Origin of the sequence: Devosia alba (assembly GCF_039938915.1) — a bacterium.
Taxonomy (GTDB): Bacteria; Pseudomonadota; Alphaproteobacteria; order Rhizobiales; family Devosiaceae; genus Devosia; species Devosia alba.
The window spans coordinates 226,429-253,045 of the sequence record NZ_JBDUUI010000001.1 but is presented as its reverse complement, the minus strand read 5'-3'; the positions used below and the strand labels follow the sequence as shown (position 1 = coordinate 253,045).

The 26,617-nt window shown below is 62.6% G+C and carries 27 protein-coding genes, 2 tRNA genes, 1 pseudogene and 1 riboswitch; of the genes and pseudogenes, 13 read left to right on the top strand and 17 right to left on the bottom strand.

Annotated elements, in window-relative coordinates; translation table 11 throughout:
- Positions 1-60 precede the first annotated feature (60 nt).
- The 4 genes from ABFY71_RS01205 to ABFY71_RS01190 form a co-directional block, all read right to left on the bottom strand.
- Positions 61-474, bottom strand: coding sequence for a GFA family protein (locus tag ABFY71_RS01205; RefSeq protein ID WP_347944325.1), 414 nt, complete (start codon positions 472-474; stop codon positions 61-63).
- 18 nt (positions 475-492) lie between these two features.
- Positions 493-954, bottom strand: a complete 462-nt coding sequence (locus ABFY71_RS01200) for an SRPBCC family protein (protein ID WP_347944324.1) — start codon at positions 952-954, stop codon at positions 493-495.
- Positions 955-1,055: 101 nt separating this feature from the next.
- Positions 1,056-1,523 carry an SRPBCC family protein gene (locus ABFY71_RS01195; RefSeq protein ID WP_347944323.1) on the bottom strand — a complete coding sequence of 156 codons (468 nt, stop codon included), beginning with the start codon at positions 1,521-1,523 and terminating at the stop codon, positions 1,056-1,058.
- Complete coding sequence (locus tag ABFY71_RS01190; protein ID WP_305576267.1) at positions 1,520-1,840, bottom strand: ArsR/SmtB family transcription factor; 321 nt, start codon at positions 1,838-1,840, stop codon at positions 1,520-1,522. Before ABFY71_RS01190 ends, ABFY71_RS01195 begins: the two co-directional genes overlap by 4 nt.
- 250 nt (positions 1,841-2,090) lie before the next feature.
- On the opposite strand from ABFY71_RS01190, the gene ABFY71_RS01185 reads away from it, so the two are divergent.
- The 4 genes from ABFY71_RS01185 to ABFY71_RS01170 all read left to right on the top strand — a co-directional run bounded on the left by ABFY71_RS01185 (position 2,091) and on the right by ABFY71_RS01170 (position 4,331).
- Positions 2,091-3,290: a TCR/Tet family MFS transporter gene (locus tag ABFY71_RS01185; RefSeq protein ID WP_347944322.1), complete on the top strand. Its 1,200-nt coding sequence runs from the start codon at positions 2,091-2,093 to the stop codon at positions 3,288-3,290.
- A gap of 208 nt (positions 3,291-3,498) precedes the next feature.
- The gene (locus tag ABFY71_RS01180; RefSeq protein ID WP_305576265.1) at positions 3,499-3,771 is read left to right on the top strand and encodes an HU family DNA-binding protein; all 273 of its coding nucleotides are present in this window, start codon (positions 3,499-3,501) and stop codon (positions 3,769-3,771) included.
- 142 nt (positions 3,772-3,913) lie between these two features.
- Positions 3,914-3,989, top strand: a tRNA-Val gene (locus ABFY71_RS01175).
- A 265-nt stretch (positions 3,990-4,254) separates the two neighbouring features.
- Positions 4,255-4,331, top strand: a tRNA-Asp gene (locus ABFY71_RS01170).
- Between the two features lie 359 nt (positions 4,332-4,690).
- On the opposite strand, the gene ABFY71_RS19410 is transcribed toward ABFY71_RS01170, so the two are convergent.
- The 4 genes and pseudogenes from ABFY71_RS19410 to ABFY71_RS01150 all read right to left on the bottom strand — a co-directional run bounded on the left by ABFY71_RS19410 (position 4,691) and on the right by ABFY71_RS01150 (position 8,008).
- Positions 4,691-5,059: a GFA family protein gene (locus tag ABFY71_RS19410; protein WP_488645802.1), complete on the bottom strand. Its 369-nt coding sequence runs from the start codon at positions 5,057-5,059 to the stop codon at positions 4,691-4,693.
- A 140-nt stretch (positions 5,060-5,199) separates the two neighbouring features.
- Positions 5,200-5,908 (bottom strand): annotated as a pseudogene (locus tag ABFY71_RS01160) (VIT1/CCC1 transporter family protein).
- A gap of 55 nt (positions 5,909-5,963) precedes the next feature.
- A complete protein-coding gene (locus tag ABFY71_RS01155) occupies positions 5,964-7,355 on the bottom strand; it encodes an ATP-binding protein (RefSeq protein WP_347944320.1) in 1,392 nt (463 codons plus the stop codon).
- Complete coding sequence (locus ABFY71_RS01150; RefSeq protein WP_347944319.1) at positions 7,352-8,008, bottom strand: response regulator transcription factor; 657 nt, start codon at positions 8,006-8,008, stop codon at positions 7,352-7,354. The genes ABFY71_RS01155 and ABFY71_RS01150 overlap by 4 nt, the downstream gene beginning before the upstream one ends.
- Before the next feature lie 133 nt (positions 8,009-8,141).
- On the opposite strand from ABFY71_RS01150, the gene ABFY71_RS01145 reads away from it, so the two are divergent.
- The 9 genes from ABFY71_RS01145 (at position 8,142) to ABFY71_RS01105 (ending at position 16,874) form a co-directional block, all read left to right on the top strand.
- The gene (locus ABFY71_RS01145) at positions 8,142-8,609 is read left to right on the top strand and encodes a DUF2271 domain-containing protein (RefSeq protein WP_305576256.1); all 468 of its coding nucleotides are present in this window, start codon (positions 8,142-8,144) and stop codon (positions 8,607-8,609) included.
- 12 nt (positions 8,610-8,621) lie between these two features.
- Positions 8,622-10,811 (top strand): PepSY domain-containing protein, encoded by a 2,190-nt coding sequence (locus ABFY71_RS01140; RefSeq protein WP_347944318.1) that lies wholly within the window; start codon positions 8,622-8,624, stop codon positions 10,809-10,811.
- Positions 10,801-11,796: an FAD:protein FMN transferase gene (locus ABFY71_RS01135; protein WP_347944520.1), complete on the top strand. Its 996-nt coding sequence runs from the start codon at positions 10,801-10,803 to the stop codon at positions 11,794-11,796. Before ABFY71_RS01140 ends, ABFY71_RS01135 begins: the two co-directional genes overlap by 11 nt.
- A complete protein-coding gene (locus tag ABFY71_RS01130; RefSeq protein ID WP_347944317.1) occupies positions 11,793-12,110 on the top strand; it encodes a hypothetical protein in 318 nt (105 codons plus the stop codon). Before ABFY71_RS01135 ends, ABFY71_RS01130 begins: the two co-directional genes overlap by 4 nt.
- Before the next feature lie 160 nt (positions 12,111-12,270).
- Positions 12,271-12,382, top strand: a riboswitch (TPP riboswitch).
- The gene (locus ABFY71_RS01125) at positions 12,373-12,981 is read left to right on the top strand and encodes a YkoF family thiamine/hydroxymethylpyrimidine-binding protein (RefSeq protein ID WP_347944316.1); all 609 of its coding nucleotides are present in this window, start codon (positions 12,373-12,375) and stop codon (positions 12,979-12,981) included. (Overlaps the previous riboswitch by 10 nt.)
- A 14-nt stretch (positions 12,982-12,995) precedes the next feature.
- Positions 12,996-13,793, top strand: a complete 798-nt coding sequence (locus ABFY71_RS01120) for an ABC transporter permease (protein ID WP_347944315.1) — start codon at positions 12,996-12,998, stop codon at positions 13,791-13,793.
- A complete protein-coding gene (locus tag ABFY71_RS01115) occupies positions 13,790-14,539 on the top strand; it encodes an ABC transporter ATP-binding protein (RefSeq protein WP_347944314.1) in 750 nt (249 codons plus the stop codon). Before ABFY71_RS01120 ends, ABFY71_RS01115 begins: the two co-directional genes overlap by 4 nt.
- 2 nt (positions 14,540-14,541) lie before the next feature.
- Complete coding sequence (locus ABFY71_RS01110) at positions 14,542-15,549, top strand: ABC transporter substrate-binding protein (RefSeq protein WP_431021489.1); 1,008 nt, start codon at positions 14,542-14,544, stop codon at positions 15,547-15,549.
- Positions 15,546-16,874, top strand: a complete 1,329-nt coding sequence (locus tag ABFY71_RS01105; protein WP_347944313.1) for an LLM class flavin-dependent oxidoreductase — start codon at positions 15,546-15,548, stop codon at positions 16,872-16,874. Before ABFY71_RS01110 ends, ABFY71_RS01105 begins: the two co-directional genes overlap by 4 nt.
- Positions 16,875-17,060: 186 nt before the next feature.
- Here ABFY71_RS01105 and ABFY71_RS01100 read toward each other — a convergent pair whose 3' ends face one another.
- From ABFY71_RS01100 to ABFY71_RS01060, 9 genes are all read right to left on the bottom strand, one after another.
- Positions 17,061-19,109 (bottom strand): MFS transporter, encoded by a 2,049-nt coding sequence (locus ABFY71_RS01100; RefSeq protein ID WP_347944312.1) that lies wholly within the window; start codon positions 19,107-19,109, stop codon positions 17,061-17,063.
- A 3-nt stretch (positions 19,110-19,112) separates the two neighbouring features.
- Complete coding sequence (locus ABFY71_RS01095; RefSeq protein WP_347944311.1) at positions 19,113-20,378, bottom strand: MFS transporter; 1,266 nt, start codon at positions 20,376-20,378, stop codon at positions 19,113-19,115.
- Positions 20,368-22,326 carry a dipeptide ABC transporter ATP-binding protein gene (locus ABFY71_RS01090; RefSeq protein WP_347944310.1) on the bottom strand — a complete coding sequence of 653 codons (1,959 nt, stop codon included), beginning with the start codon at positions 22,324-22,326 and terminating at the stop codon, positions 20,368-20,370. Before ABFY71_RS01090 ends, ABFY71_RS01095 begins: the two co-directional genes overlap by 11 nt.
- A 15-nt stretch (positions 22,327-22,341) precedes the next feature.
- Entirely contained in the window at positions 22,342-23,229 is an 888-nt protein-coding gene (locus ABFY71_RS01085; protein WP_347944309.1) for an ABC transporter permease, read from the bottom strand.
- 15 nt (positions 23,230-23,244) lie between these two features.
- Positions 23,245-24,192, bottom strand: a complete 948-nt coding sequence (locus ABFY71_RS01080) for an ABC transporter permease (RefSeq protein ID WP_347944308.1) — start codon at positions 24,190-24,192, stop codon at positions 23,245-23,247.
- Between the two features lie 11 nt (positions 24,193-24,203).
- Positions 24,204-24,578, bottom strand: a complete 375-nt coding sequence (locus ABFY71_RS01075; protein WP_347944306.1) for a hypothetical protein — start codon at positions 24,576-24,578, stop codon at positions 24,204-24,206.
- Between the two features lie 60 nt (positions 24,579-24,638).
- Complete coding sequence (locus ABFY71_RS01070) at positions 24,639-24,968, bottom strand: ABC transporter substrate-binding protein (RefSeq protein WP_347944518.1); 330 nt, start codon at positions 24,966-24,968, stop codon at positions 24,639-24,641.
- Between the two features lie 131 nt (positions 24,969-25,099).
- The gene (locus tag ABFY71_RS01065; RefSeq protein ID WP_347944305.1) at positions 25,100-25,744 is read right to left on the bottom strand and encodes an ABC transporter substrate-binding protein; all 645 of its coding nucleotides are present in this window, start codon (positions 25,742-25,744) and stop codon (positions 25,100-25,102) included.
- A 72-nt stretch (positions 25,745-25,816) separates the two neighbouring features.
- Positions 25,817-26,533, bottom strand: a complete 717-nt coding sequence (locus tag ABFY71_RS01060) for an isochorismatase family protein (protein WP_347944304.1) — start codon at positions 26,531-26,533, stop codon at positions 25,817-25,819.
- Between the last annotated feature and the right edge of the window lie 84 nt (positions 26,534-26,617).

The following is a 26,617-nucleotide window of genomic DNA, read 5'->3' as shown; positions in this document are numbered from 1 at the left end:
AGCAACGGCAGTCCGAAAGGGCCGCCGTTTTCTTGGTCAGTGCGGTAGGTTCGCCGAGCGTTATCCCGCCATGCGCTCGAACCTCTGCACCGACGGATCGATCACACCCCAGGCATGACCACGCATGCTGTAGGTCAGGGCCTGTGGGTTGAACTGACCGGGATCATCCAGGGCACTGGCATGGACCGCGATCAGGTCCGGCATGGCGGTGAAGGTCAGGTATACCGGCGTGCCACAATTGGGACAGAAGGCATGGAGCTTGTCATGCCCGCTGTCCGCAGTGACGCGCCATTCCGACGCCTGGCCGGTGATCCGCATGTCGCTCCGGCGCGGAAAGGTGAGGTAGGAGCTGTGGTCGGTACCACTGCGCTTCTGGCAATCCAAGCACTGGCAGTGGTTTTGGAAGATGGGCCGCTGACCTGTCTCGAAACGGATCGCGCCACAGGCGCAGCCGCCAGCATAGGATATTGTCATAGGTTGGGGCGCCTTGCGTCATACAACCGGCCCGGCCAGCTCTGGCAGATCCGCCTTGCCGGTTTCGATCAACTGCTTGAGGCTGCCCTGGATCAGTGCGGTCCAAGCGTCCGTACAGGTGTCGTAGCACTCTACCTCGGGCTTGAGGCCGACATGGGTAAAAGTGACTTCGGTCCGGCTACCGGTGCCGACTATGTCGAAGGCGATCGTGGTGCCGGTCCATTCGGAACGATCCTTGAGGAAGCTGAGGTCGGCGTCCAGGACATCCCAGGCGACGCATTGGCCTGGCACAAGTTCGGTGACCTCCTGCCGCGAATAATGCAGGTCCTGGTAGCGATAGGTGAACACATCGCCGAGTGCGGCCGTATCTCCCTCGAAGGCGCCGCTCCACCAAGCGCGGGGGTTGATAATGGCGGCAAAGGCGGCCTCCGGGCTCTGGTTCACCCTGAATGTGGTTGTGTAGCTTTCGGTCGTCGTCATGGGTTGCTCCCTGGCTCGTTGTGGCCGGCGCGCACCTGTCCATGCCCTGGGTGAGCACTGACTGCGGCCGGATAGAAAGTTGATTGCGCTACTGGCGGCCGTCAGGCGGCCTTGGGTTTGGCGAAGACGTCGAGCGCACGGCCCGTCTCGAGGAAAGACTTCAGACTGGAAAGGACCAGCGGCCAGCCCTTGCTGACGCCCTTGGCCATGCCGCCGCCGGCCAGCAAGTCGTCATGGGCGACGGTGAGCCGTACCATGTCCTCATATTCCTCGATGTCGAATGTCACGCGGCTGTAGCTGTCGGGGTCTGCTTCCTGCGACGCATTCGTCCAGGTCATGACAAGACGTTTGGGTGGGGTTACCTCGACCACCTTGCCGACCAGCTCGACGGTGCGATCGTCATTGGCGCGGATATGTTCCCAGCGGGACCCGGGCTTCCAGTCCGACACATTCTCATGGCCCCAGTAGCGCCTTGCCAGGTCTGGTCGGGTAATGGCTTCGAACACCTTCTCCGGGGTCGACTGGATATAGGTAACATAGACAAAGCTGATGGTTTCTTTGGCGGTCATTCCTGGTTTCCTTCGAGTTCCGTCTTCAGGTCGTGCAGCGCCTTAAGTCGCTCAAGTTCGAATTTGCGTACCCAGCGCTCGTAGATGTCGTGCAGGGGCACGGGGTTGATGAAATGCAGCTTCTCCCTGCCGCGCTTCGCCGTGCTCACCAGATTGGCGTCTTCCAGCAAGGCGAGATGCTGCGTTGCCGATTGCCGCGTCATCGCCAGATTTTCGCAAAGCTGGCTGAGCGTCTGGCCATTTTTCTCGTGCAGAAGGTCGAGCAGCCTCCTGCGGGTCGGGTCGGCCAGAGCCTTGAAAACCTTGTCTGCGTCCATCGTTCTCTCAAATCTGCAATAGAATATGCAGGCAAATGATTGCATGTCAAGGGCAGGCATCTGCCTGCCTTTTTTTTACCGGTACGACGCGAAGGGTGGGGGCGCAATTGCTCCAGCCGAAATTTGTCAGCACCGGTCGCTATTGTGGTAGCGGCACGTGTTGGAACAAAAAAGGAACAAATCTTGTAACGGCGCTGTGAAGTGGTTACAACCTTGTGCCCGGAACGGCGGAACTGAGGAGGAACGAAGCTTGAACAGAGCCCTTGTCGTCATTCTGACCGCCGTCACGCTTGATGCGGTGGGGATCGGCCTGATCTTTCCCATTCTGCCGGCCCTGCTGCGCGATGTCGGCCATATCAGCGAAGTGGCGACCCTGCTGGGCATCATGCTGGCGCTGTATTCGGCCTGCCAGTTCCTGTTCTCACCCATTCTGGGCGTGCTCAGCGACCGTTTTGGTCGGCGTCCGGTCCTGTTGATCTCGCTGGCCGGCGCGGCGATCGACTATCTTGTCATGGCCCTGGCGCCCGAATTGTGGATGCTGGTACTGGGGCGCGCCGTTTCCGGGGTGACCAGTGCCAATATGGCCGTGGCGACGGCCTATATCACCGATATTTCCAGCGAAGGTGAGCGGGCCAAGCGCTTTGGGCTGTTTCACGCCATGTTCGGCATTGGCTTCATCATCGGGCCGGTGCTGGGCGGGCTTTTGGGCGACTACTGGGTGCGGGCGCCCTTTGTGGCGGCAGCGCTGCTCAATGGCCTCAATTTCGCGCTGGCGCTGTTCGTGCTTCCCGAATCGCGACCGGGCCAGCCTGGCGCCCGGTTCGACCTCGATACTCTGAACCCGTTCAAGCCGCTGCGCTGGGCATTCTCCTTCGCGGCGCTGATTCCCCTGATGGTGATTTTCGTCATCATGAATTTCGTCGGCACCATGTACGGCACGATGTGGGCGCTGTTCAGCGAGGACAGCTTCCAGTGGAATGGCCTGACCATCGGCCTGTCGCTCGGGGCTTTTGGGGTATTCCATGCTGGCGCACAGGCGTTTCTTACCGGCCCGGCCGTGGCCATGCTGGGGGAGCGCTGGGCGCTGATTATAGGCATGGGCTGCGAACTGACGGCGCTGATCGTGCTGGGTTTTGCGACGCAGGGCTGGGTATTGTTCGCGCTGGCGCCACTGTTTGCCCTAGGCGGTATCGGCATGCCGGCCCTGCAATCGCTGGTGACCACACAGGTGGGGCCGGACAAGCAGGGCCAGCTGCAAGGCGTGCTCGCGAGTCTGGTGAGCCTGGCCGCGGTGGGCGGGCCACTGTTCTTCAGCTTCGTGTATTTCGGCATCAGAAACGAGTGGCCGGGGCTAATCTGGATTGTCGGAGCCGCGATCTATCTGCTGGCCCTGCCGCTGATGCTGGGAATCCGGCGGCGCCCGATTGTGGCACCAAAGGTCGGTGCATAACCTTGATTTGGGCGGAAATCCCCCGGAAAACCTGCCCAAACTGACATTGCGGACTTGTGGGACGGGTATTTCCGGTCCATTAACAGTTCTGCACCGTCCGGCCTCGCCAAAAGCCCGGAAATCCTTGCGTTTCACTCAGAATCGACCAAGGGTTGCCGTGTTTTAATATTTGCCAGCGAGGGCGGGCAATTCACTCTGAGGAAACGCAATGAACAAGAACGATCTGATTGGCGTTGTCGCCGACAAAGCGACGATCACTAAGGCACAGGCCGGTGAAGCGGTTGACGCAGTGTTCGCCGCAATCACCGACACACTCAAGGCCGGCGACGAAGTCCGTCTCGTTGGTTTCGGCACTTTTGCCGTGTCGCAGCGCAAGGCCTCGACCGGCCGTAACCCTGCTACTGGCGCCGAGATCCAGATCCCGGCTTCCAACCAGGCCAAGTTCAAGCCCGGCAAGGGCCTGAAGGACGCGATCAACTAAGTTCAGTCATCTTGACTGATGCTGTGATCGGCCCCGAGCGCCTTGCGCCGGGGCCTTTTCATGTCCAGCGCATTTCATGGTTGACGATAGCGGGCAGGGACCGTAATCAGGGCCACCTTGCAACGGTCGACGCGACCGAAGCGGGCGATTAGCTCAGTTGGTAGAGCGCTTCGTTTACACCGAAGATGTCGGCGGTTCGAGCCCGTCATCGCCCACCATTCTTCCCCCGTTCGCAGAAATGGCATTCACCGTGCACAATCTGCCAACCGATCGGCCCGATATGGTGCCGGCGGTCGAAGGGGGTGTGATTCTAAAATTTCAGATTAAAAAACCATCGTTAACGGCTGATAGCGTGTCCTTTTTCCACAGTGGACGACCCATTCTCGAAAATGTCGCAGCAATCTGGATTTGCTTGCTTGACTTGACCCGAGGGGGTCGGTAAACGAACCCCACGTTGCGCAGATGACCAGTTCATCCGCCGCTGCGGGAGTAGCTCAGTTGGTTAGAGCGCCGGCCTGTCACGCCGGAGGTCGCGGGTTCGAGCCCCGTCTCTCGCGCCACCCTTTTCCCAGGGTTTGCGCGTTTCACTCCCAGAAAGTTTCAACTTTTGGTCAGACCGAGTTTCAACTTCTTGAACTCGTCGTGTTTCTCGTTCAAAGGTTTGCGCCCGTTCTTGTGCGCTGCCTCGGCTACTCGAACCGCTGCCGCATAGACTGCATCTACGTTTCGAAGCTTTCGGTTCTGGTCGATCGAGTTCTCCATCTCATACAGAACAAGGCCCTGCGAGTTGAAATAGGCACGCCGCTGATGACGGGCTGCTGGCGTAAGGTAACGACAATCGATAGCAGATAATTGCGTTTCCGAAGCCGCCGCTATTGTGCGCTCGATCCCAATCCTGCCGGTTCGGATGGCGGCCTTGCTACGGACTTGGCGTCTTCTGACGTATTGTTGCTGCTCTAAGGACTTCTGGCGGAAGCAACCTTGCGTTGATCCCATGCATGGTCCTTCCGGCTGCCCTTGGTGCCCAAAGCACCAAGCAGCCACATGTGACGCACCGATGGAAGTCAACATTCTTAGGGCCCCAAGCGTAGCTGTCCGTGGTACCGGAACCCGGCATCCCCTGGATCTCGTTCACCTCGTAGTACGCCCAGAGCACGCCGTACCGTCGACACAAGCTGCAGTGACATTCGACGACCTCTGTCGGTGGGCGGACCAATGTGAGTTCGATGCCACCGCAGTGGCAACCGGCACGCACAGGTGTTGTTTGAGAGCTCACGTTGACCTTCATCGTCCTACTTTCGGAACACGTTTGTCGCAAATGTCGAGATGGCCTGCACCGTCGACCACCAGCATCGGGACGTCGAGCCTATCGTTGTGACTGTTGAAGAACACGGCAGTGACACTGCCTCACTCGCGCACAGCTCGGCGCTAAACGCTCACGCCGAAAAGACGACCAATGAGCGCGGTGACAGCCATTGCGGCCGCGCCCCAGAACAGGACGCGTGCGGTGGGGCGCAGCTTTGGGGCGCCACCCGCTTGAGCACCCAGCGCGCCCAGCCCCGCCAGGCAGATCAGGGTTGTGACCACCACTACTGGAATAATCGTGCCCGCAGGCGCCAGCACGGCCGCGATCAGCGGCAAGGCGGCGGCGATGGTAAAGGTCAAGCCCGAGGCCAGTGCCGCCTGCAGGGGATTGGCACTTATGGACTTCCGACAGGCCAAGCTCGTCTTGCACATGGGCACTCAGAGCGTCTCTTTCGGTCATTTCCCTGGCGACCAGCGCCGCTGTGGCCGGCGATAGCCCGCGCGACTCGTAGATCGAAGCGAGTTCGGCCTCTTCCTCGACAGGCGTGTCTATCAAAGCCTGTCTTTCGCGCGAGATGTCGGCGCGTTCGATGTCGGATTGCGAGCTGACCGAGACATATTCTCCTGCCGCCATGGACATGGCACCGGCGGCCAGCCCCGCCACGCCGGCGATCAACACGGCACCAGGACTTGGATCGGCAGCTGCCACGCCAACGATTAGCGAGGACACCGAGACGATACCATCGTTGGCGCCCAGCACGGCGGCCCGCAGCCAGCCGGCGCGGTTGATGAAGTGGATCTCCTCATGGGCAGATTGGTAAGGAAGGCTCATGTCGTTCTACCTTGAGTTCTGCGCCCGTTTGGATGCGCCATGGGCAGTTTGATACTCAGCGTCGTGTTTTGGGAAGCACCAACACGACTTCAAAGCCATCAATCGCACCGGGGGCGGGAGAATGAAGGGATAAGGCACCGCCGGCCTGCTCGATGATCGACCGCGCAATGGATAGGCCGAGGCCACTGCCGTCCGCCGTGGTGGCGCCGCGCATGAAGGGCTGCCCGAGACGGCTCAGTTCAGCTGCCTCGACCAGCTTGCCGGCATTGCGAACACGCACCGTCCCGTTGTCGTACAGAATATGCACCGGATGGGTCGGTGCCCCATGCTTGAGCGCATTTTCGATCAGATTGCGCAGTGCGATGGCGAAGGCATCGGGATCCATGGGCGCCATGAGATTGGCGGTTGCGGTATCGATCCGTACCCGGTCATGCCAGATCGTGGTGGCATTGATGTCGTCAACCACCATGGTCAGCACGGGCCGCAGATTCGTTTCAAGGTCAGAACGGGCGAACCCGGCCTCGATGCGAGCCATTTGCAGCAGTTTTTCCGACAGTGTGGCCAGGTGCTTCAGCGACCTTTCGATTTCTGCAAGCCGCGCTGCGCCCGGGCCGTGGCCTAGCTCCGCGGCCAGCTGCTGGGTCTGTGCCAGGGCACCGGCGATCGGGGTTCGCAGTTCGTGGGCGCTTCGGGCCGCAAAGGAACGCTCGGCATCGAGAGCTGACTTCAAGCGGGACATCAGGGCGCCGATAGCCTCGGCAATCGGGGCGAGCTCGGCTGGATGGCCGTCCGATTGGAGTGGCTGCAGGTTCCGGCTGTCCCGCTTGGCAATATCGCGGCGCAGCGCCTCAAGCGGCCGGAGCGCCAGGCGCATGGCCAGCCAGACACCGCCGGCCATCAGGGGCAGAAGGGCGAGCAGGGGAAATCCGAGAGCGTAGATGGCGTCCATCAGCCCATTGAGGCGCCGGTCGCTGGTTTCGACAACGCGGATGGAAAAGCCGCTGCGATCCCTCAGGCCGAAGCTGCGCTGACCATCGATATCGGCGAAGCCATCCGGCAGGTCAGCGGGCACAACGAGGTCATCCGCGTGTTGATCGCGCAGCACGATATCGCCCAGACTATCGAATACGATGTAGGTGAAGCTGGAATCGTGCGGCACGGGCCTGACGCGCTCCTCGTCACCGCCCGGCTCTTCGCGGTCGCCGTCGCTGGCTTCCTCTCTGTCGGTGCCGACGACCAGGCGCCCGCCTTCGCGCCGTTCGCGCAGGTCGTGCACGGCAAGTGGCAGCAGCCGCTGAGCGCTCTGCTCCAAGCTGTCGTCATAAGCCTCATTGAGTTCGTGCTGCATGACGCCGACCGAAATGGCCGCTGCGCCGATCCACAGCAAGGCCATGCCGGCGGTGAGGCCGAGCGCCAAGCGGAGGGCAATCGAGGGGCGCCGCTTCATGCATTCACCTGATAGCCGAGTCCGCGAATAGTCTGGACGAAGTCTCGCCCCAGCTTCTTGCGCAGCCGGCTGACATAGACCTCCACCGCATTGCTCTCCACTTCTGCGCCAAAGGCATAGAGCGAGTCCTCGATCTCCGACTTGGTGACGATACCGCCGCGGCGCGCCAGCAGGCGCTCGAGTACCGCCCATTCCCGCGCCGTCAGACTGGCTTTTTCGCCGGCAACGCTGACGGCGCGTCGCCCCAGGTCGATGGTCACACCGGCAGAGGTGATTTCGGGCGCAGGGTTGCCGCCATAGCGGCGGGCCACCGCGGCGATGCGGGCCCCCATCTCGGCCAGATCGAACGGCTTGACCAGATAGTCGTCGGCGCCGGAATTGAGACCCTCTATGCGGATGGCGACCTGATCCTGCGCCGTAGTGATGATTACCGGCACCGCATTGCCGGTCGACCGCAGTTCCTTCAGCAAATCGAGACCACGGCCATCGGGCAGGTTGAGGTCGAGCAGCACCAACTCGTAGGGAACGCTGGCAAGGGCCAGCCTTGCATCGTCGAGCCGTCGCATCCAGTCGACCGCATGGCCGGTGGACAACACATGATCGCGGATGGCGCCGCCCAGCACATGGTCATCTTCGATCAACAGGACTCGCATGGTTGGGCTCCCCGGCACCGCATAGCGGCCTAACCTTACACCAGGCTGAACAAGAAACCTTGCCTGCTTCAGGCTGCCGTCAGCTTGGCATGATGCAAGTGCGGCATCGACCAAATGGATCAGGAGTCCGATCATGAAGAAACTCGCTACCATGCTGATGCTGGCAACAGCCCTCGTTGCCCCAACTGTGGCCATGGCCCGGGATGTCACCATCGAAACGAGCCTGGTGCAGTATTCCGGACCCGCAGCCTATCTGGCGGTGTATCTGACCAATCCGGACGGGAGCTACAATTCCACCCTTTGGGTTTCGGGCCAGAAATCAAAATACTATGGCGACCTGCGCGGCTGGGCCCGCGCTGCGTCCACCGCCGGATCACTCAACCTCGATGGCGTCACCGGCGCCAGCGTCGGCGGCGGCCAGACGTTGACCGTCCATGCCAACCTCGCCGACACACTGCTCGACGCTGGCTATCAGATCCACGTCGATAGTGCGGTCGAGCATGGCGGCCAGTATGCCGACGATGCGGTGATCGCGCTCACGTCCACGTCCGCCACGGCAACCGGCACGGGCTACGTCGACACCATCTCCCTCGGTCTCTAGCGAGGTATGTCCATGCGCCGCTTCCACTCTTTTGCAGGTCTTGCTGCTGCCTTGCTCGTCATCTTCATGGCGACTACGGGCTTCGTGCTCTCGCTGCAGCCAATCGCTGATGCCGTCACCACGATCCCGGCGACTGGCAGCCTCAGCGTTGCGACGGTGGCCGATCGAGTGGCGCAGGATCTGCCCGGGGTCGAGCGGCTCGTGCGTTCGGCATCGGGGCAACTTGTCGCCTATACGCTGGACGACGGGGTTCGCAGCGCTGTCGTGGTCGATCCCGATAGCGGCGCTGCCGTGGGCGCCTATGCGCCATCGGCGTTCTTCAGTTTCATTACCGATCTGCATCGCTCCTTCCTGCTCGGCAGCTTCGGGCATGGCATGGCCGGGCTTGCCGCCCTTGCCATCCTGGCGCTCGCTGTCAGCGGCATGCTGCTGCTGGTCGCCAAAATGGGTGGCTGGCGCAAGCTCTTTGCCAGTTCGCGCGGCACCGGCTCGCAGCGGCTGCACACCGATCTGGCCCGCATCGGGGTGGTCGTGCTGCTCCTGACCTCGCTGACCGGCGCCTATATGTCGGCGGTCAATTTCGAGCTGCTGCCCGAGAGCGCTGGCGAGATGTTCTCGTTCGCCCCTGCAAGCGCTGGTGAGGGTGCTGCCCCCATCGCGTCCCTCGATGCGCTCGCCGCTCTCCCGCTCTCCGACCTGCGCGAACTGAGCTTTCCGGCGGTTGGCGACGCGAGTGACGTCTTCACCGTGACCACCAGTGCCGGGCAGGGCTATGTCGATCAGGGCACGGGGGCGATGCTTGCGTTCACGCCCAATAGCGTCTGGCAACAGGCCTATGAGTTCATCTACTTGCTGCACACCGGGCAGGGGGCGCCTGTCATCGCGCTGCTGGTTGGCCTCGGCGCGCTGACCGTGCCGCTGCTGGCCGTGACCGGCACCATCATCTGGTGGACCCGCCGCCGCAGCACGCCGCACATCGCCGGCAATGCGCCCTGGCGCGCCGCCGATACGATTGTCCTTGTCGGCAGCGAGGCGGGCAGCAGCTGGGGCTTTGCCGCAACCCTGCATGCTGCCCTGACCCAGCAGGGCCAGCGCGTCCATGTGGCCGCCATGAACGACCTGCGCGGCAGCTATCCCCAAGCCGCCCGGCTGATCGTGCTAGCGGCCACCTATGGCGACGGCGCGGCACCGGCCTCGGCGCGCCAGTTCCTGGCCAAGCTCGAGCGTTTTGCCTCGACGCCCAGTTTTTCCGTGCTGGGGTTTGGCGACCAGAGCTTTGCGCATTTCTGCGGCTTTGCGGCCGAGGTCGATGCTGCTCTCGCGGCCAAGGGCCTGCGCCGTCTGGTCCCGTTCACTGGCGTTGATCGCCAGTCGGCAGGAGACTTCGCTGCCTGGGGCAGCCTGCTCGGCCAGCAGCTTGGCATGTCGCTGGTGTTGAGCCACGTCCCCAAGCTGCCACCGACAAGCAGGTTGGTGCTGGCCGAGCGGACCCTTTATGGCATGGAAGTCCAGGCCCCCGTGGTGGTCCTCAAGTTCAAGGCCCCCAAGCCCAATGGGTTCTTGGGTGGCCGGCTGCCCCGCTTCAACGTCGGCGACCTGGTGGGCATCGTGCCGCCTGGCAGCGACGTGCCGCGTTACTACTCCCTGGCCTCGGCATCAAGCGATGGCATGCTGGAAATCTGCGTGCGCAAGCAATCGGGCGGGCTGTGCTCGGAGTTCCTCCATTCGCTGCCGCCCGGCGGCGAGATCGACATCTTCATCCGGTCCAATCCGGACTTCCGGCCCGACGGCGGGCGCCGGCCGCTGATCCTGATCGGCGCCGGAGCCGGGGTCGCCCCGCTGGCGGGGTTTGTGCGCCACAACCGCAATCGCCGCCCCGTGCACCTGTTTTTCGGCGGACGCGATCCAGCGTCGGACTTCCTCCATCGCGACGACCTTGAGGTCGCGCTGGACGATGGGCGCCTGGCATCGCTGAACGCGACTTTCTCCCGTGTTCTGGGCGGCGGCTATGTGCAGAGCCTGCTGACGGACGAGGCGGAGACGCTGCGCCGGCTCGTCGGGCAGGGGGCGCAAATCATGGTGTGTGGCGGTCGTGACATGGCCGATGGCGTACGGGCGGCGATCGACACTTGTTTGGCGCCGCTGGGCCTCAGCGTGGATGCCCTAAAGCAGAAGGGAATGTACCTTGAAGATGCGTACTAAGCGAAGCGAATGGCCGCATCCCGACCCGATAGCCTTGCCGCTTATCCGGCAGGTGGTCAGCGGCCCGACGATGGGAACGCGCTATTCAGCAGTGTTCTACGCTCCTGCCACTAGCGACCTGCCAGGGCTGCGCCATGGCTTGCAAGCGGCGGTCGATGCAGTGGATGCCCAGATGTCGACCTGGAAGCCGGACTCCGACCTGATGCGCCTGAACCGCGCGCCGACAAAGGCCTGGTTTGCCGTGCCCAGCCAGCTTGGCAGGGTATTGGCCGCAGCGATCGATATTGGTCGCCAATCGGACGGTGCCTTTGATATCGGCGTCGGTGATCTCGTTTCGGCATGGGGATTTGGCAGCGCCGGGAGCCAGGGTGACCAACCCCGCTGCGCCGCCCTGCGGGCAGAACCGAGAGTGCCTGCCCATCGGTGCCTGGAGTTGGACGGTGCGCTCGACCGCGTTCGCAAGCATGCCGAGATCACGCTCGATCTTTCCGGCATTGCCAAAGGCTTTGGCGTCGACGAGCTGGCCCGCGTGCTGGTGGCGCACGGCATTGACCATTTTCTCGTTTCTATAGATGGCGAATTGCGCGCGAGTGGGGGCAAGCCCGACGGCTCGCCTTGGCGCGTGGCCGTCGAAAAGCCCATCGTTGGGCACCGGGCGGCGCAGGGCGTTATTGAGCTCACCAATGGCGCCGTCGCTACATCGGGCGACTACCGGCACTTCGTCGATAGTGATGGCATACGCTATGGCCACACCATGGACCCGTGCTCTCAGGCGCCGCTCGCTGACGGGCCGGCCGCCGTAACGGTCCTCGCCGAGACCTGCATGGCCGCCGATGCCTGGGCCACGGCACTGCTCGTCCTGGGCCCGGCTGCCGGCGGCGCGACCGCGTCCCGGCAGGGTCTTGAGGCCCTGTTCATCGAACGGCCACACATCCTGCCATCCCACCCGACCAAAGACCCCATATCCAAGGAGGATAGACCATGAAATCGCAGACTATTGGACTTGCCATCGCCCTGTGCAGCCTGGGCGCCGTGCTGCCCGCCAGTGCAGCCGAAATGAGGGACCAGCTGACGCCGGATCTCATCTACAATCACTGCCAGACGGCTGGTGTGGGCAGCCACACCGAAGGTACGTTCATGCTGCCGAGCGGCCGCGTCACCGGCACGGTGCTGTGCACGGCGGCCGATCTTGCTACCGTCAATATGCCCGCGCCAGCGCGAGGGGATGATGACGACGACGACGACCATCGCGACCGCCATCAAGACGACGGTGACGCGCGTGGAGACGATGACGACTGAGTCAGCCAGTTGGCGCGCGGATTGCAACGCGCGCCATTTCTGTCGTTGCGCAGATTGGAACTGACTTCCAAAAGCCGACATGGATGCGCCACGTTTCACAATCTATCCGTACCTCGTGATAGACAGGCTTGCATTCAACAACGGTCAATGCCTATGGTGCGCCCATCCACAGGGGTGCTCCGTAGGTCGGGGCTGAGATGAGGGCGGGAAGCCTTCGGACCCTATAGCTGATCTGGGTAATACCAGCGGAGCGAGGCGGTCGATGTTTTCTGGCGCACAGATTTCCCTTTATCCCATGGCCGACGATTTCGTCGACGTTATCATGAGCGCATTGGGTGCGCTCGATCCCTATCGTGACCAGCTGCGCATCGAGACCGACGACGTCTCGACGCTGCTGGTGGGTCCGCCTGAAGTGCTGTTCCGGGCCATGCGCGATCTCTTCAGCGCTGCGGCCCGTACCGGCACGCATTGCGTGTTCTCGGCCACCATTTCGCGCGGCTGCCCGGGCGAGTCGGACGACGCTATTTGCACCTCATCGCACTTTGATGGCCCGCTCGCCCCTCTTGCCGAACGGCAGGAAAGCGCCCTTGCCGCCGTGCGCAAGGCCCCGGATATGGACGTGTTTGCCGTGGGCCAGCTCTCGCTTTACGTGCTGGGGCAGGGCAACCATATGGACGAGATCTATGGCTGCATCGACTTCCTCAAGCAGTCGGGCACGTTCGATAAATCCAAGCATTTCGCGACCAAGCTCAAGGGCGATACAGGGGCCCTGTTCGCCACCCTGGAGCAGGCCTTCTGCCACTTCGGACCGCCCGAGGGCCATGTCACGATCGATCTGACGGTTTCGGCCAATAGTCCCAGCGCCCGCTGACGGAAGGTCGATTCATGTCGAACGCCTCCGCCATGCCGCGCCTGTTCGCGCGCATTTTCAACCATGCCGGCCCAGCTGTGGCGTCGGTGTCGGCGCTTGTCCTGGGCTGGGAAGCCTATGTGCAGCTCTCGGGCATTTCCCCTACAGCACTGCCCGCGCCATCGCGCGTTCTCGCCCAAGGCTTCGAGAACCGTGAGGCACTGGCCGGACACACGCTGGCGACGCTTCAGGCGACACTATTTGGGTTCGCCTCGTCGCTCAGCGCGGCGTTCATGTTCTCGACATTGATCGATTTTTTCAGGTCGCTCCGAAGGGCGCTATTTCCCGTCTTCATCATTACCCAGACCCTGCCTCTGGTGGCCATCGCGCCGCTGATCGTCCTGTGGTTCGGCTTCGGCCTGACTCCAAAGATCGTGCTGGTTGCGCTGGTAACGTTCTTTCCTATGCTGGTCGCGCTGGCGCAGGGTTATGAATCGACGGACCGGGACTTGTCGGAATTGCTGGCCTCTATGGGCGCCTCTCGCTGGCGCATTTTCATCATGGCGCGCCTGCCATCGGCCCGGCCCTACTTCTTCGCTGGCCTGCGCATCTCGATCACCTACGCGGTGGTTGGAGCGATATTCGCCGAATATGCGGGCGCCGCACGGGGTCTCGGCATTTACATCCTCAATGCCAAGAACAATTTCCGACCCGACCTAGTGCTTGCAGCAGTGTTCGTCAGCTCAACGCTGACGCTGCTGCTATTCGGGGCGACCGTTTTGATTCAGCGCGCCTCGATGCCCTGGCTGCGTCTTTCGGAGCCCACCCGATGAGCCGGCCATGCCTTGAACTCCACCGCTTGCGAAAAAGCTTCGGCGCTGTCGACGTTCTCACCGATATCAGCCTGACGGTGCTGCCCGGCGAGTTCGTCTCGATCCTCGGCCCCTCGGGGGCTGGCAAATCGACAATCCTCCAAATGCTCATTGGCGCGACGGACCCTGACATGGGTACCATGCTGCTTAATGGTGCGCCGCTCGTGCCGAAGCGCGATCGCTTCGCCTTCATGCCGCAACGCGATGCGCTGATGCCGTGGCGCCGGATCATCGACAATACCACGCTCGGCCTCGAAGTTGCGGGCCTGAGCCGCGAGGCTGCACGTGCGGAAGTTACGCCGCTTTTCGCCGAGTTCGGACTGGCCGGTTTTGAACAGCATTATCCTGCCCAGCTATCGGGCGGCATGCGCCAGCGCGCCGCCTTGCTGCGCACGGTGGTGCAACAGCGCCCCATGCTGCTGCTTGATGAGCCCTTCGGCGCTCTCGACGCGCTGACCCGCACGCAGATGCAGCGCTGGCTTGCCAAGATGTGGAGCCGGCACCACTGGACCGTGCTGCTCATCACCCATGATGTACGCGAAGCGGTGCTGCTGTCCGACCGCATCTATGTGCTGTCATCCCGGCCGGCCCATGTCGTCCATCAGTTTCGTGTCCCGCGCGATCATCCCCGCCAAGGCGTCGGATCGCCCGCGCTTGCGGCGATCGAAGCTGAAATCTTGCAGACCCTATTACATCCGGAGGACTAATCATGCCGCTTTCCCGCACCATAATGGCGCTCGGCCTCGCAATCGGCCTAGCCGCAACGCCAGCCCTTGCCCAACCCATTCCCGTTACTGTCGCCTTGGATTGGACGCCCAACACGAACCATGTCGGGCTTTTCGTGGCTCAGGCCAAAGGCTTCTATGACGAGGCCGGTCTGGACGTTGAAATCCTGCCTTATTCGGATACTTCCGCCGGTACACTGGTTGCCAATCATGTGGCAGATTTCGGGATACTGGGCTCGATTGGCCTTTTTACCCAGCGCACGGCGGGTGCCGACCTCGTTGCGACCTATGCCCTGGTCCAGACCGAAACCGGCCGCCTGGTCTTCAACGCCGATCGGCAGGATATCCAGTCTCCAAGGGACCTTGATGGCAAAGTCTATGGCGGCTTCGGCAGCGCATGGGAAAATGCGCTGATCGGCACGATTATCCGCCATGACGGCGGGACGGGCGATTTCGAAACCGTCACCCTCGGCACCTCCGCCTACGAAGCCCTGGCCAATGGCGCGGTCGATTTCACCCTCGAAGTCTATACTTGGGAAGGCGTCAAAGCAGAGCGCGACGGCCCGGCGCAACGCGCTTTCCGCTATGCCGATTTCGGCGTACCCGACCAGCACACCAATTTCATCGGCACCAGTAGCGCCTACCTCGCCGACAATGCCGAAACGGCAAAAGCGTTCATCGCCGCCAGCCAGCGCGGCTATGAATACGCCGTCGCCAACCCAGACGAGGCCGCCGGTATTCTGGTGACAGGCAATGCCGATGCAGCACTTGATCGGGACTTCGTGCGGGCATCGCTGCAGGCCCTGATCGACGGCCACTATCTGAAGGCAGAAAATGGCGCCATCGGCACCATCGATCCCGCCAAGATGGATGCGGTCGGCACCTTCCTGTTCGAGACCCACATTCTCAAGGACGGCAATGGTGCGGCCGTAGCGGTGAAGCCCGACTTCACCACCTACTATTCCAACGCTTACCTCGACTCTGCACCATGACGAAAAGCCGGCGCATGGGGCTCAACGCTGTCATCTTCGGCCTGGGCAGCCATGAGGCCGGCTGGCGCATGCCCGAAAGCAATGCCGTTGCCTCGACCGACCTCGACTATTGGATCGATGTTGCACGTCGCGCCGAGAATGGTGGCTTCGATGCCCTGTTCCTCGGCGACGTACTGGCCCTCCAGCAAAGTGCCGACCGGCACCTGTCCGATGCCATGGATCCGCTGGTCATTCTGTCTGCCCTTGCGGCGGTGACCACCCGCATCGGGCTGATCGGCACGGCCTCGACGAGCTTTGATCATCCGTTTCATCTGGCCCGGCGCTTCGCATCGCTCGATCACATCACCAAAGGACGGGCAGGATGGAATATCGTCACCTCATCCAATCCGCTCGAAGCCTATAATTTCGGCCTCGATGCCATGCCCGATCATACCGAGCGCTATGCCCGCGCCGCCGACGTCACAGAAGCCGTGCTGGCCCTCTGGGACTCCTGGCAGATAGATGCCCGCATTGCCGACAAGCAGACGGGCATCTATCTCGATCCTCTAAGAGTACGATGCGTAGATCACGACGGTCCTTTCGTGCGCAGCCGCGGACCGCTCAACGTCCCACGCTCGCCGCAGGGTCGCCCGATCCTCGCGCAAGCCGGCGCCTCCGAAGCCGGACGCGATTTCGCCGCCCGTTATGCCGATATGGTTTTCACTGTGCAGTCTGACCTTATGGAGGCCCAGGCATTTTACCGGGACATGAAAGGGCGCGCCGCCAACCATGGTCGAGCGCCAGAAAGCCTCATGATCTATCCCGGCATCGTACCGATCGCAGCGCCCACGAGACATCAGGCCGAAGATAGGCTGGCGCAGATGAATGGCTTCATGATCGTAGAACACGTCCTGGCCAAACTCTCAGAGTTTTTGGGCGTCGACCTGTCGCAAGCCGACCTCGATGACACGTTGCCCGAAACCATCGGTGCCAATGCGGCAAAGAGCCAGTCGAGCCAAAGCCGCGTCGCGGTTCTGGTCGGCATCGCCCGGCGCGACAGACTGAGCTTGCGGCAGTTGTTGATGCGTTTGGCTAGCGGAAGGGGCCATTTGCTTGCAGTGGGCACCGGAGCGGACATCGCAGATATAATGCAGGACTGGTTCGACAACGGCGCTGCTGACGGCTTCAACGTCATGGCCCCGGTCATGCCAGGCGATCTGGCACGGTTTATCGACTTTGTAATTCCCGAACTCGCTGAAAGAACGCTGTTTGTAGTGGACCACCAGCCCACTCTTCGCCAACGCCTGCGCTTGCCCGCAACCCCAGGCATCGTGTGGTCTCAATAGGCTTCAGCAAAGCTCCTCGCCCGGTCGTTTGGAGTCCTTTGGCGCCTTTTCGAGAACGGACCTCCGCCAGGTGCCGTGAGAGGCAGCCAAAATCCGACGATCAAATCCATCTGCCGACAGCCTGCGCGCTGGTGCTGTGAAAACTGTCTCCGTGCCATCGTGACGATGGCACGGAGCGACAACAGGTTATTCGGCTGCGGCAACACGCTCCATACCGGCACCTGAAGGCAGGTCGTACATGCCTTGGCTCAGGCCGTTGAGGTGGTTGATCACTTCATCGGACGGCATGACGTTGGCGTATTTGGCATGCATGTCGCACAGGTTGATGGCGTGGTTGGCCTGGGCACGGTCAAAGCAACCGTCTTCGACCACTGTGACGCGGTAGTTGAGCGAGAAGGCGTCCAGCACGGTGGCGCGGACGCAGCCAGAGGTGGTGGTGCCAGTGACGATCACGCTATCGCAGCCCAGCAGCTGCAGGTAGGAGACCAGGGGTGTGCCGGCAAAGCCCGAGGGCTTCTGCTTGTGGATGACGATGTCGCGCGGACCGGGTGCGATTTCGGCAACGATCTCATTGCCGTCCAGCCCGTCGCTGGTGAGTAGGGGTGCCGTCGAATGGGCCTCGTCCTGGCGGCGCGAACTCTTCCAGGCCCAAGAGCCGGCGTCCCACTTGTCAGCGCGCTGGGTGCCGGTGGTGTAGATCACCGGGATGCCCTTGCCGTGGCAGGTGTCGATGAGCTTTTCTAGCACCGGCATGGCGTCCCACGCATATTCGCCGCAGGACGTGCGCCACTTCTTGATGCTTTCCAGGATCGGCGTCGGCTTCTCGTCGCAGAAGGCGTAGTTGACGTCGATGACCAGCAGGGCAGGGCGCTTGCCCCATTCGGCCAGCGAGCCAAAGCCCGAGGAGGCAAAAACCGCCTTGTCTTCTTCACTCAGATACTTGTCCCAGATACGGTCCGTCATGGTCAGAGGTCTCCTAGGTTCGAGGGGGTGGGTGTGCTCGTGAGGTCGGGTGATCAGCAGGCGCCGTCCGCCGAGCACGAAGACGGCGCCAAAGGCAACAAGAAGCAGGGCATTGATGAAGAGGCCGCCGTCGTAGCCGAGCTGGCCGACATCGACGAGGGTGCCGATGGCAAGGGGCCCGACGAGGTAACCCAGATCGCCGGCAAAGCGCAGCATGCCCATAGCCGAGCCCTGCTGGCGGGCGGGAACGACGTCGACTGCATAGGCGCCGATGGCGGGACCGCCGATGCCGGTGGCAAGGCCGATGGCGATCATGCCGGCGAACAGCATTGCGGCGCTGTCGGCCATGGCGATGCCGGCCAGGGCGGCGGCCGTGGCGAGCAGCGAGAAGGCGATGATGGAAGCCCGCGGCAGGCGGTCGACGATATAGGCCGCGACCGGCAAGGCGACGAGATTGGCCACGGCGGAAAGCGACATGGCGAGGCCGAGCTGGTCGGGCCCGATGCCATAGCGCTGGTCGGCCAGCAGCGGGATCATTTGCCATTGTCCGGCGGTGCGGGTGAGAAAGAAGCCGAAATTGGCGAGCAGGACGCAGAGGAAAGGCAGGATCAGCAGCAGACCAAGCATGCCGCGCGATCCGGATTGCTGGGGGTTGTCGCGCTGGCTCGCGGTCTCCTTGAAGAGGATCAACGGCAGCAGGCCGGTAACGAGACCGATGACAGCGGCGACCCAGAAGGGACCCGATAGGCCAAAGAGATTGGCGGCGAGGCCGCCGACGCTGGGACCGAAGGCGCCGCCAACGAGGGTGGCGCCCTGGAACATCGACATGACCTTGCCGCGACTGCGGCGATCGCTGTTCTGGGCCAGGTAGATCATGGCGGCGGTCATGAACAGACCCGAGCCGATGCCTTGCATGACGCGGCCGGTTAGCAGCATGGCGTAGCTGGGCGCGAGGGCGCCGAGGACGGCACCGAGCGAGCAGAGCAGCAGGCCGAAGCCGAGCAATGGGCGGATACCGACGCGCGAGGCGAAATGGCCGGCTGGCAGGTCGGCGGCGAGGCGGCCGGCGGCGAAGACGGTTATCATCAGTCCGATCTGCCAGTCGGGGACGGCAAAGCTCTGGGCATAGATGGCCATGACCGGCGTCAGCATGCCGAAGAGCATCATGTGGCCGGCCACCGCCACCAGGGTAATGGGCAGGTATGGCATGGCCTTGAGGGTCTCACGCCACGTGGCCGGATTGACCGGGATATCGCCAAAGAGCGCGTTCATCCCCTACTCCGCCGGTTCGACGGGCTTGCCCGGCGCTTTGAGCGGACCCTGGTGCATGGTGTAGGCGGAAAAGCCGACTACCGTGGCGACCAGCACGGCACCGCCGCTATAGAAGGCGGCGGTGAGGCCGAAGAGCTGACCCAGAATGCCGAACATGGCAGGGCTGAGAACCTGCGAGAACCGATTGGCAAGCAGGCGCAGGCCCATGAGCTTGCCGCGCTCATTCTCGCCCACCGCATCGACCATGATCATGATGCTGACCGGCAGATTGAGGCCGACCGCGCCGCCGATGATGGCGGCCAGGGCCAGCATGGTGACTGGATCACCCACGGCCAGCGGCGTTAGCACCACGCCGACGGCGGCAATGGCGCTGGCGCAGAGCAGGATGACTTCAAGCGAATAACGCTTCATGAGCCCGCTGAGGGCGAAGCGGGACAGCATGCCCGCCAGGCCCTTAAGCGAAATGGTGAGGGCGATGAGGAAGGTGGCAAAGCCGTTCTGCGCCAGGTAGAGCGGCAGGAAGCTCATGTAGAGTGCCTGAATGTACATGACGAGGAAAGTGCCGGTGAGCCCGAATTGCACTGGACGCGAGCCGGCAAGACCAATGCCACGCTTGTAGCTCGTGAGTATTCCGGACGGGCTGAAGACCTCGCGGACCCGGACATGGCTGGCATCTGGATGGGGGTAACGCCCACTCAGCCAGAACAGGGCCAGCATGAAAAGGATGCAGGCGGCGAGGGATGCGACGAAAGCGGCGCGATAGCCGTCATTGGGCAGGGCAAAGGCTGAAGCGATCAGGCCGCCGATGATGGGGCCGAGCATGCCACCGCCCGACATCCACATGGAATATTGCTTGATGGCGTCGTTGCGCCTGTCGCGATCCCCCTGGGCAACGAGAACCTGGAACGAGGAGGCCATGATGATGACCGAAGCGCCGATCAGCACCTGGGACAGGGCCAGCAGCGGAATGCCGGTGGCAAAGACCGTGCAGACCAGCGAGGCCAGCAAGAACCAGGAGCCGTATTTCAGCATCTTCATCGGCCCGATGGAGTCGATGAGCTGACCGGCAGGCATGGCGATGACGATGGGCAACAGCGCCTTGAGCGTCACCATCAGGCCGACGGCGAAGGTGGAGGCGCCCAGTTCGGTGGCATAGAGGGCGAAGAAGGGGTTGGCGAGACCCTGGATGGTGAAGAACACACCGCCGCCAATGACACCGAAGCGGGCGAAGCGCGCCGCGGGGTCACCAGACGCAACGTCAGCTGGCATAATGGCAGGCTACCTGTCTTGCGAGGTCATGGGTGGGCAGCGCCGGTTTTTCCGCGCGGCAACGATCGGTCGCCATAGGGCAGCGCGAGGCAAAGGCGCAGCCGGTCGGCAGGTTAAGGGGGCTGGGCAGTTCACCCTGCAAAGGCGTGCTGGTGCGGCGGCTTTCAATGGCCGGATCGGGCACCGGCACGGCGTCAATGAGCGCCTTGGTATAGGGATGGCGCGGATCGGCGAAGACCTCCTCGGCGGCGCCGTATTCGACGACCTCACCCAGATACATGACGGCGATGCGGTCGGCGATGTAGCGCACGGTCAGCAGGTCATGGGAGATGAAGACAAAGCTGATACCCAGCTCCTGCTTGAGATCGACCAGCAGGTTGATGATCTGGGCGCGCACCGAGACATCGAGCGCCGAGGTCGGCTCGTCGGCAACCACGACAGATGGATTGAGCGCCAGGGCGCGGGCCACCGCGACGCGCTGTCGCTGGCCGCCGCTTAGCTGGTGCGGATAACGCTCGGCGAAGGCTGGGTCGAGGCCGACCTGGCTGATCAGGCGCCGTACGGCCTCCTTGCGTTCCGGCTTGCTGCCGCGCGCCCTGACCACCAGTGGTTCGGCGACGATGTCGCCAATGGTCATCTTGGGGTTGAAGGAGGAAGCGGGGTCCTGGAACACCATCTGGGCCAGGCCAGCGATGAAGATGTCGCCCGAGGTCGGCTTTTCGAGACCGAGCAGCAGGCGGGCGATGGTGCTCTTGCCACAGCCGCTCTCCCCGACGATGCCGAGGGTTTCACCCTTGTGGACGCGGAGGTTCACGCCGTTGACGGCGCGGACGACCATCTTGCGTGAGGTGTCGAACTGCTTCCACAATGCGTTCAGTTCGACCACCACGCTGCCATCGGGCTCGAAGGGCTTGTTGGGGCGGTCGGGCCGCTCGGCCTTCAGGGTTGCTCCCTCGCCCAGCCCATGCGGGACCCAACACGCCGCCGTATGGTCAATGCCGCACTGGCTGAGACGGGGCGCCTCGACGCAGCAGCGATCATGGGCGGCAGCGCAGCGCTCCTTGAAGGCGCAGCCGGTGATGGGAAAGCGCATGTCGGGCGGCAGGCCGGGGATCTGCGGCAAACGCTCTGACTTGAGCATGGCGGTGCTCGGAATGGTGCCGAGCAGGCTCTGGGTATAGGGGTGTGCGGGGCTGGCGAAGATATCCTCCACCCGCCCGAACTCGACGATGCGGCTAGCATACATCACCGCCACCTTGTGGGCGAAGCGTGCCACGAGGCCAAGATCGTGGGTGATGAACAGCATGGCTGCGCCGGATTCCTCGGTCAGCGTCTTGAGTACCTCGACGATCTGGGCCTGGATGGTGACGTCGAGGGCCGTGGTGGGCTCGTCGGCGATGACCAGCTGCGGTCGGCTGGACAGGGCCATGGCGATCATGACGCGCTGGCGCATGCCGCCACTCATCTCGAATGGATAGGCCTCGATGCGGCGCTCGGGTTCGGGAATGCCGACCTTTCCCAGCCACTTGATGGCCTCCTCGCGCGCCTGCTCGCGGTTGAGCCGCAGGTTGCGCATGATGGGCTCGATCATCTGTTTGGAAATACGCATGACCGGGTCAAGCGAGGACATGGGATCCTGAAACACCGTGCCGACCAGCCGGCCGCGGATGGCGTTGAGCTGGCCTTCGCTCAGCCGCGAGATATCGCGACCATCGAGCAGCACTTCGCCGCCAGCGACCTTGCCGGGGTGCGTCAGTAGCCGCAGGATGGACATGGCCATGGCGCTCTTGCCCGAGCCGCTCTCGCCCACCACCGCCACGCGCTCGCCGCGTTCGATGGCGAAGGAGACGCCATCGACCGCCTTGACCGTTCCGGTGCTGGTCTGGAACTCGGTGTGCAGGTTGCGCAGTTCGAGCAGGGTCGTCTTGACCGGAGCCTGATAGTTCATCTGTGTTTCCTCCGGTTAGCGCGAACGCGGGTCGAGCAGCTCGCGGACACCGTCCGAGAGAAAGTGCAGGCCGACGGCGATCAGCAGGATGACCACGCCGGGCAGGGTCGAAATCCACCAGGCCTGCTCGAGATAGGTCTGACCATCGCGCACGATGTTGCCCAGCGATGGCTGCGGCGGCATGATGCCGAGCCCCAGAAAGCTCAGGCTCGCTTCGACGAGAATGGCGTTGGCCGCAGCGATGCTGGCGGCCACCAGCATGGCGGCAAGTGTGTTGGGCACGATGTGGCGGGTCATCAGCCAGTATTGCGAGGCGTCCACGGTGCGCGCCGCATCGATGAAGGCGCGGGAGCGCAGGCTGAGCACCTGGGAGCGCTGCAGGCGGATGAAGCGCGGCACGTCCGCCAGAGAGATGGCGAGGATGACGGGCACGATCCCTGTCCCCATCACCGAGACCAGGCCAATCGCCAGCAGCAGCGAGGGAAAGGCGAGGAAGATGTCGACGACCGTCATGATGGCTCGGTCGATCATGCCGCCGTAAAAGCCGGCCAACGTGCCCAGCACCATGCCGAACACCAAGGCGATGGCGGCGACGCTGAAGCCGACCAGCGGCGAGATCTGCACGCCGGCCAGGGTGCGACTGAAGATATCGCGGCCCATCTTGTCGGTGCCGAAGACATGTTCGATGGAGGGAAACTGCATCATGGCGCGCAAATTGGTTTCGAGCGGTTTCTGCATGGGCAGGACCGGCGCGAAGATGGTGAGCAGCAGGATGGGCACCAGCAACACCAGGGCCAGGCGCACCTTTGGGTGGGACAGGAACCGGTGCCGGGCAATAGCCGAGCCGACGGCCAGCAGGCTTGGCTTGCGGGTCGGTGTGGCGGGAAGCGAGAGATCTGCCATGGTGGATGTCCTTGCCTAAAACTGCACGCGAGGATCGAGCGTCTTGTAGATGAGGTCAGTCGTGAAATTGATGACCACGAACAGCAGCGCGTAGAGCACGATCAGGGTCTGAACGAGCTGGTAGTCGCGGCTGTTGATGCCGGCGATGAGCAGGTTGCCCACCCCTGGAATGGTGAAGATGAACTCGACGATCACCGTGCCGCCGAGCAGGTTGCCGAAGCTGAGGCCAACCACGGTGGCGATGGGCAGGGCAGCATTCATGAGGGCGTGGCGGAAGAGCACACGCATCTCGGACCAGCCCATGGAGCGGGCGGTGCGGACATAGTCCTCGTTGAGCACTTCGAGCACCGCGGTGCGGGTAATGCGGGCCAGCGTGGCGACCTGCGAGAGCGAGAGGACGATAACCGGCAAAGCCAGCCGCAGCGCGACGCTGCCGGGGTTGTTCCAATTGAGCTGGCCGGAGGCGGGAAACCAGCCAAGGCCGAGCGAAAAGATCAGGAGCAGGACCAGCGCCGTCCAGAAAGACGGCATCAAGTCGATGATCATGGCGGCGCCGGTCAGGCCGTTGTCGAGCCAGTTGCGGCCCTTGTGCGCCATGAAGGCGGCGAGCGTGCCCAGGGGAATGGAGATGACGATCGAGAGCACAATGGTCGCCATGGCGATGCTGAGGGTGATCGGCAAGGCGCGCAACAGAAGGTCGGCGATAGGGATGCGCGTGGTGATGGTTTCACCGAGGTCGATCATCGCCAGATCGCGCAGGAAGCCCAGATACTGGCTGATCAGGGGCTCATCGAGGCCCATCTGGTCGCGCAGGACCTGCAGTGCCTCGCCGGACAGGGTATCCCCTGCCATGGCCGAAGCCGCATCGCCCGGAATAAGGCGCAGGGTGAAGAACACCAGCGTAATGACACCCAGGACGGTGATGAGCATCTGAGCCAGTTTCTTTGCGGTATATTCGGCCATGGCAGGCGCTCCTATTGGGCGATATCGACGTCGTAGAAATTGACCTGGGCGAGGTAGTTGATGTGCACCCCGGTCACTTCCGGCTTGCCGGGCCAGAAGACGTTGTTGGAGTAAAGCGGGAGATAGGCGGCCTCCTCGGCCACGATCTGCTGGACCTGCTTGTACATCTCGAAGGCCGCGTCCTTGTCGGGTTCGGCCCGGGCGGCTTCAAGCAGCGCCGTAACTTCAGGATTGTCGTAGCGGCCACCGTTGAGGCCATTGGGCACCATGTTGTCGGGGTGCAGAAAACTGAACAGGATCATGTCGGGATTGACAGCCGGCAGCAGGCGCGAAGCCATGTCGAACTCGCCGGCATTGCGACGCTGGTTAAAGGTGGGTGTGTCCACCAGTTCCATTTCCATGTTGATGCTGACCTGGCTGAGGAAATCGATCTGGAACTGCTGGATTTAGGTGACGCCCTGTGCGGAAGTGCCCAGGTTCTTGAACGTAAAGCCATCGGCATAGCCCGCTTCGGTCAGCAGGGCCTTGGCCTTATCGGGGTCGTATTCGTAGACGGGGATTTCGTCGGTGTAGACGTCCATCCAGGGAAGCAGCATGGAGTGGTGCGGCTGGGTCAGGCTGGGGGATATTGCCTGGGTAATGGAGGCATAATCCACCGCATGGGCCATGGCCTTGCGCACCGATGGGTTGGCGAAGGGCTCGAATTCAGGGTTGAGAACGCCGATGACGACGGCATAGTTCATCACCGAGTTCATGGTGAAGCCTTCAGCCTCCAGCGTCGCCAGGTTTCCTCTTGGCTCGACCGCATCACCAGGTCGACCTCGCCATTGCGCAGGGCGATGGTGGCGGTGGCCTCATCCTTGATGATGTTGAAGACCAGAGTCTCGATGGGCGCCGGGCCCTTGTATTAGCCTTCGTGTCGCTTGAGCACGATTTGCGAACTCACGTCGATGGTGTCGAGGTAGTAGGGGCCCGTACCGATGGGCTGCCAGCGCACCTGGTCACCGGCTTCCTCGATCGCCTTTTGGCTGACGATCTGTCCCTGGTGGTAATTGGCCACGGTGTGCAGGAAATTGCCGTTGGGCGCGTCGAGCTCGATGATCAAGGTATAGGGGTCGGGCGCTTCCATGCTGACGATGCCGGCCAGTTCGGCGGCATAGGGCGAAGCGGTTGCCGGGTCCTTGATGCGGTTGAAGCTGTAGATAACGTCGGCGGCAGTGACCTCGCCATAGTCCTTGTGGAAGGTGACATCCTCGCGCAGCTTGAAGGTCCAGGTCTTGTTGTCTGACGTTTCCCACGACAGGGCGATGTCCGGGACGATCTCGCCCGACTCACCATCGTAAGTAGTCAGCCCGCTGAAGATGTTGAACGCGATGTTCTCGTTCTCGATCCGGAAGATGTTGGCGGGGTCGAAGCCCGCCGGGTCGTCATAGAAGCGCACGGTCAGGGTCTTGCCCTGCGCCAGGGCAGCCGTCGTTAGGCTCAGAACCAGCGTGAGGGAGGCAAGCAGGGTCAGGCTCGCGGCAAGCAGTTTGCGGATGTTGCCAATCATGGTCGTTCCTCGAGGAGGGGGGTGGGGCAGCAGGGCCGCCCCCGTCGAGGGAGCGGCGGGAACACGGGTCGGTCAGCTTGCCATGCGGGCGAGAGCGGGTTCTGCGGCTCCTGAGAGCTTGCGGAAGTAGGACTTGGCCATCTCGGCATCCACGACATCGGAATACTTCTGGTGCATGTCGTAGAGGTTCATGAAGTGGGAGGCCTCGGTGCGGTCGTAGACGCAGTCGGACACCACGCCGACCTTGTAGCGATGGGTGGCCGCATCCACGACGCTGGCCCGTACGCAGCCGCTGGTGGACTCGCCACACATGATAACGGTGTCGATGCCCATCGAGATCAGGTGAAAGGCCAGCGGCGTGCCCTGGAAAGCGCTCGGCGCGGTCTTTTCGATCACCACTTCACCGGCGATCGGGGCGACTTCGTCGCAGATCTGCTCGCCTTTGAGCTTCATTTCGGCGCTCATGGTGGAAGGACCGCGCTTGCGATGAACCCACGGCTTCATGCCGTTGTTCAGGCCCTTGATGTGCACGACCGGCACGCCCGTCTCGCGCGCGACGGCCAGCAGTTCCGCGGTTTTGTCGACGGCCGCCCAACCCTCGAGGCCGGTGCTGCCCGGCCAGGTCTTCATCGATTCAAAGATTGGTTCGCGGGTGAGTCCGACAACGCTGTAGTACATGTCGATCAGCACCAGAGCCGGCTTGCTGCCGAAACCCGACAGCTCCTTCTTGCCCCACTGCAGATCGTGCTGCTTGTCGCGTTCGCTCAGGAATTTTTCCCAGCCATACATCGCTATTCTCCTTGTTCAACGCCAATATGCCTAATTGGTAGGCAAATTGTAATAATGATTAGAGTATTGGCATTCAGGGCGAAT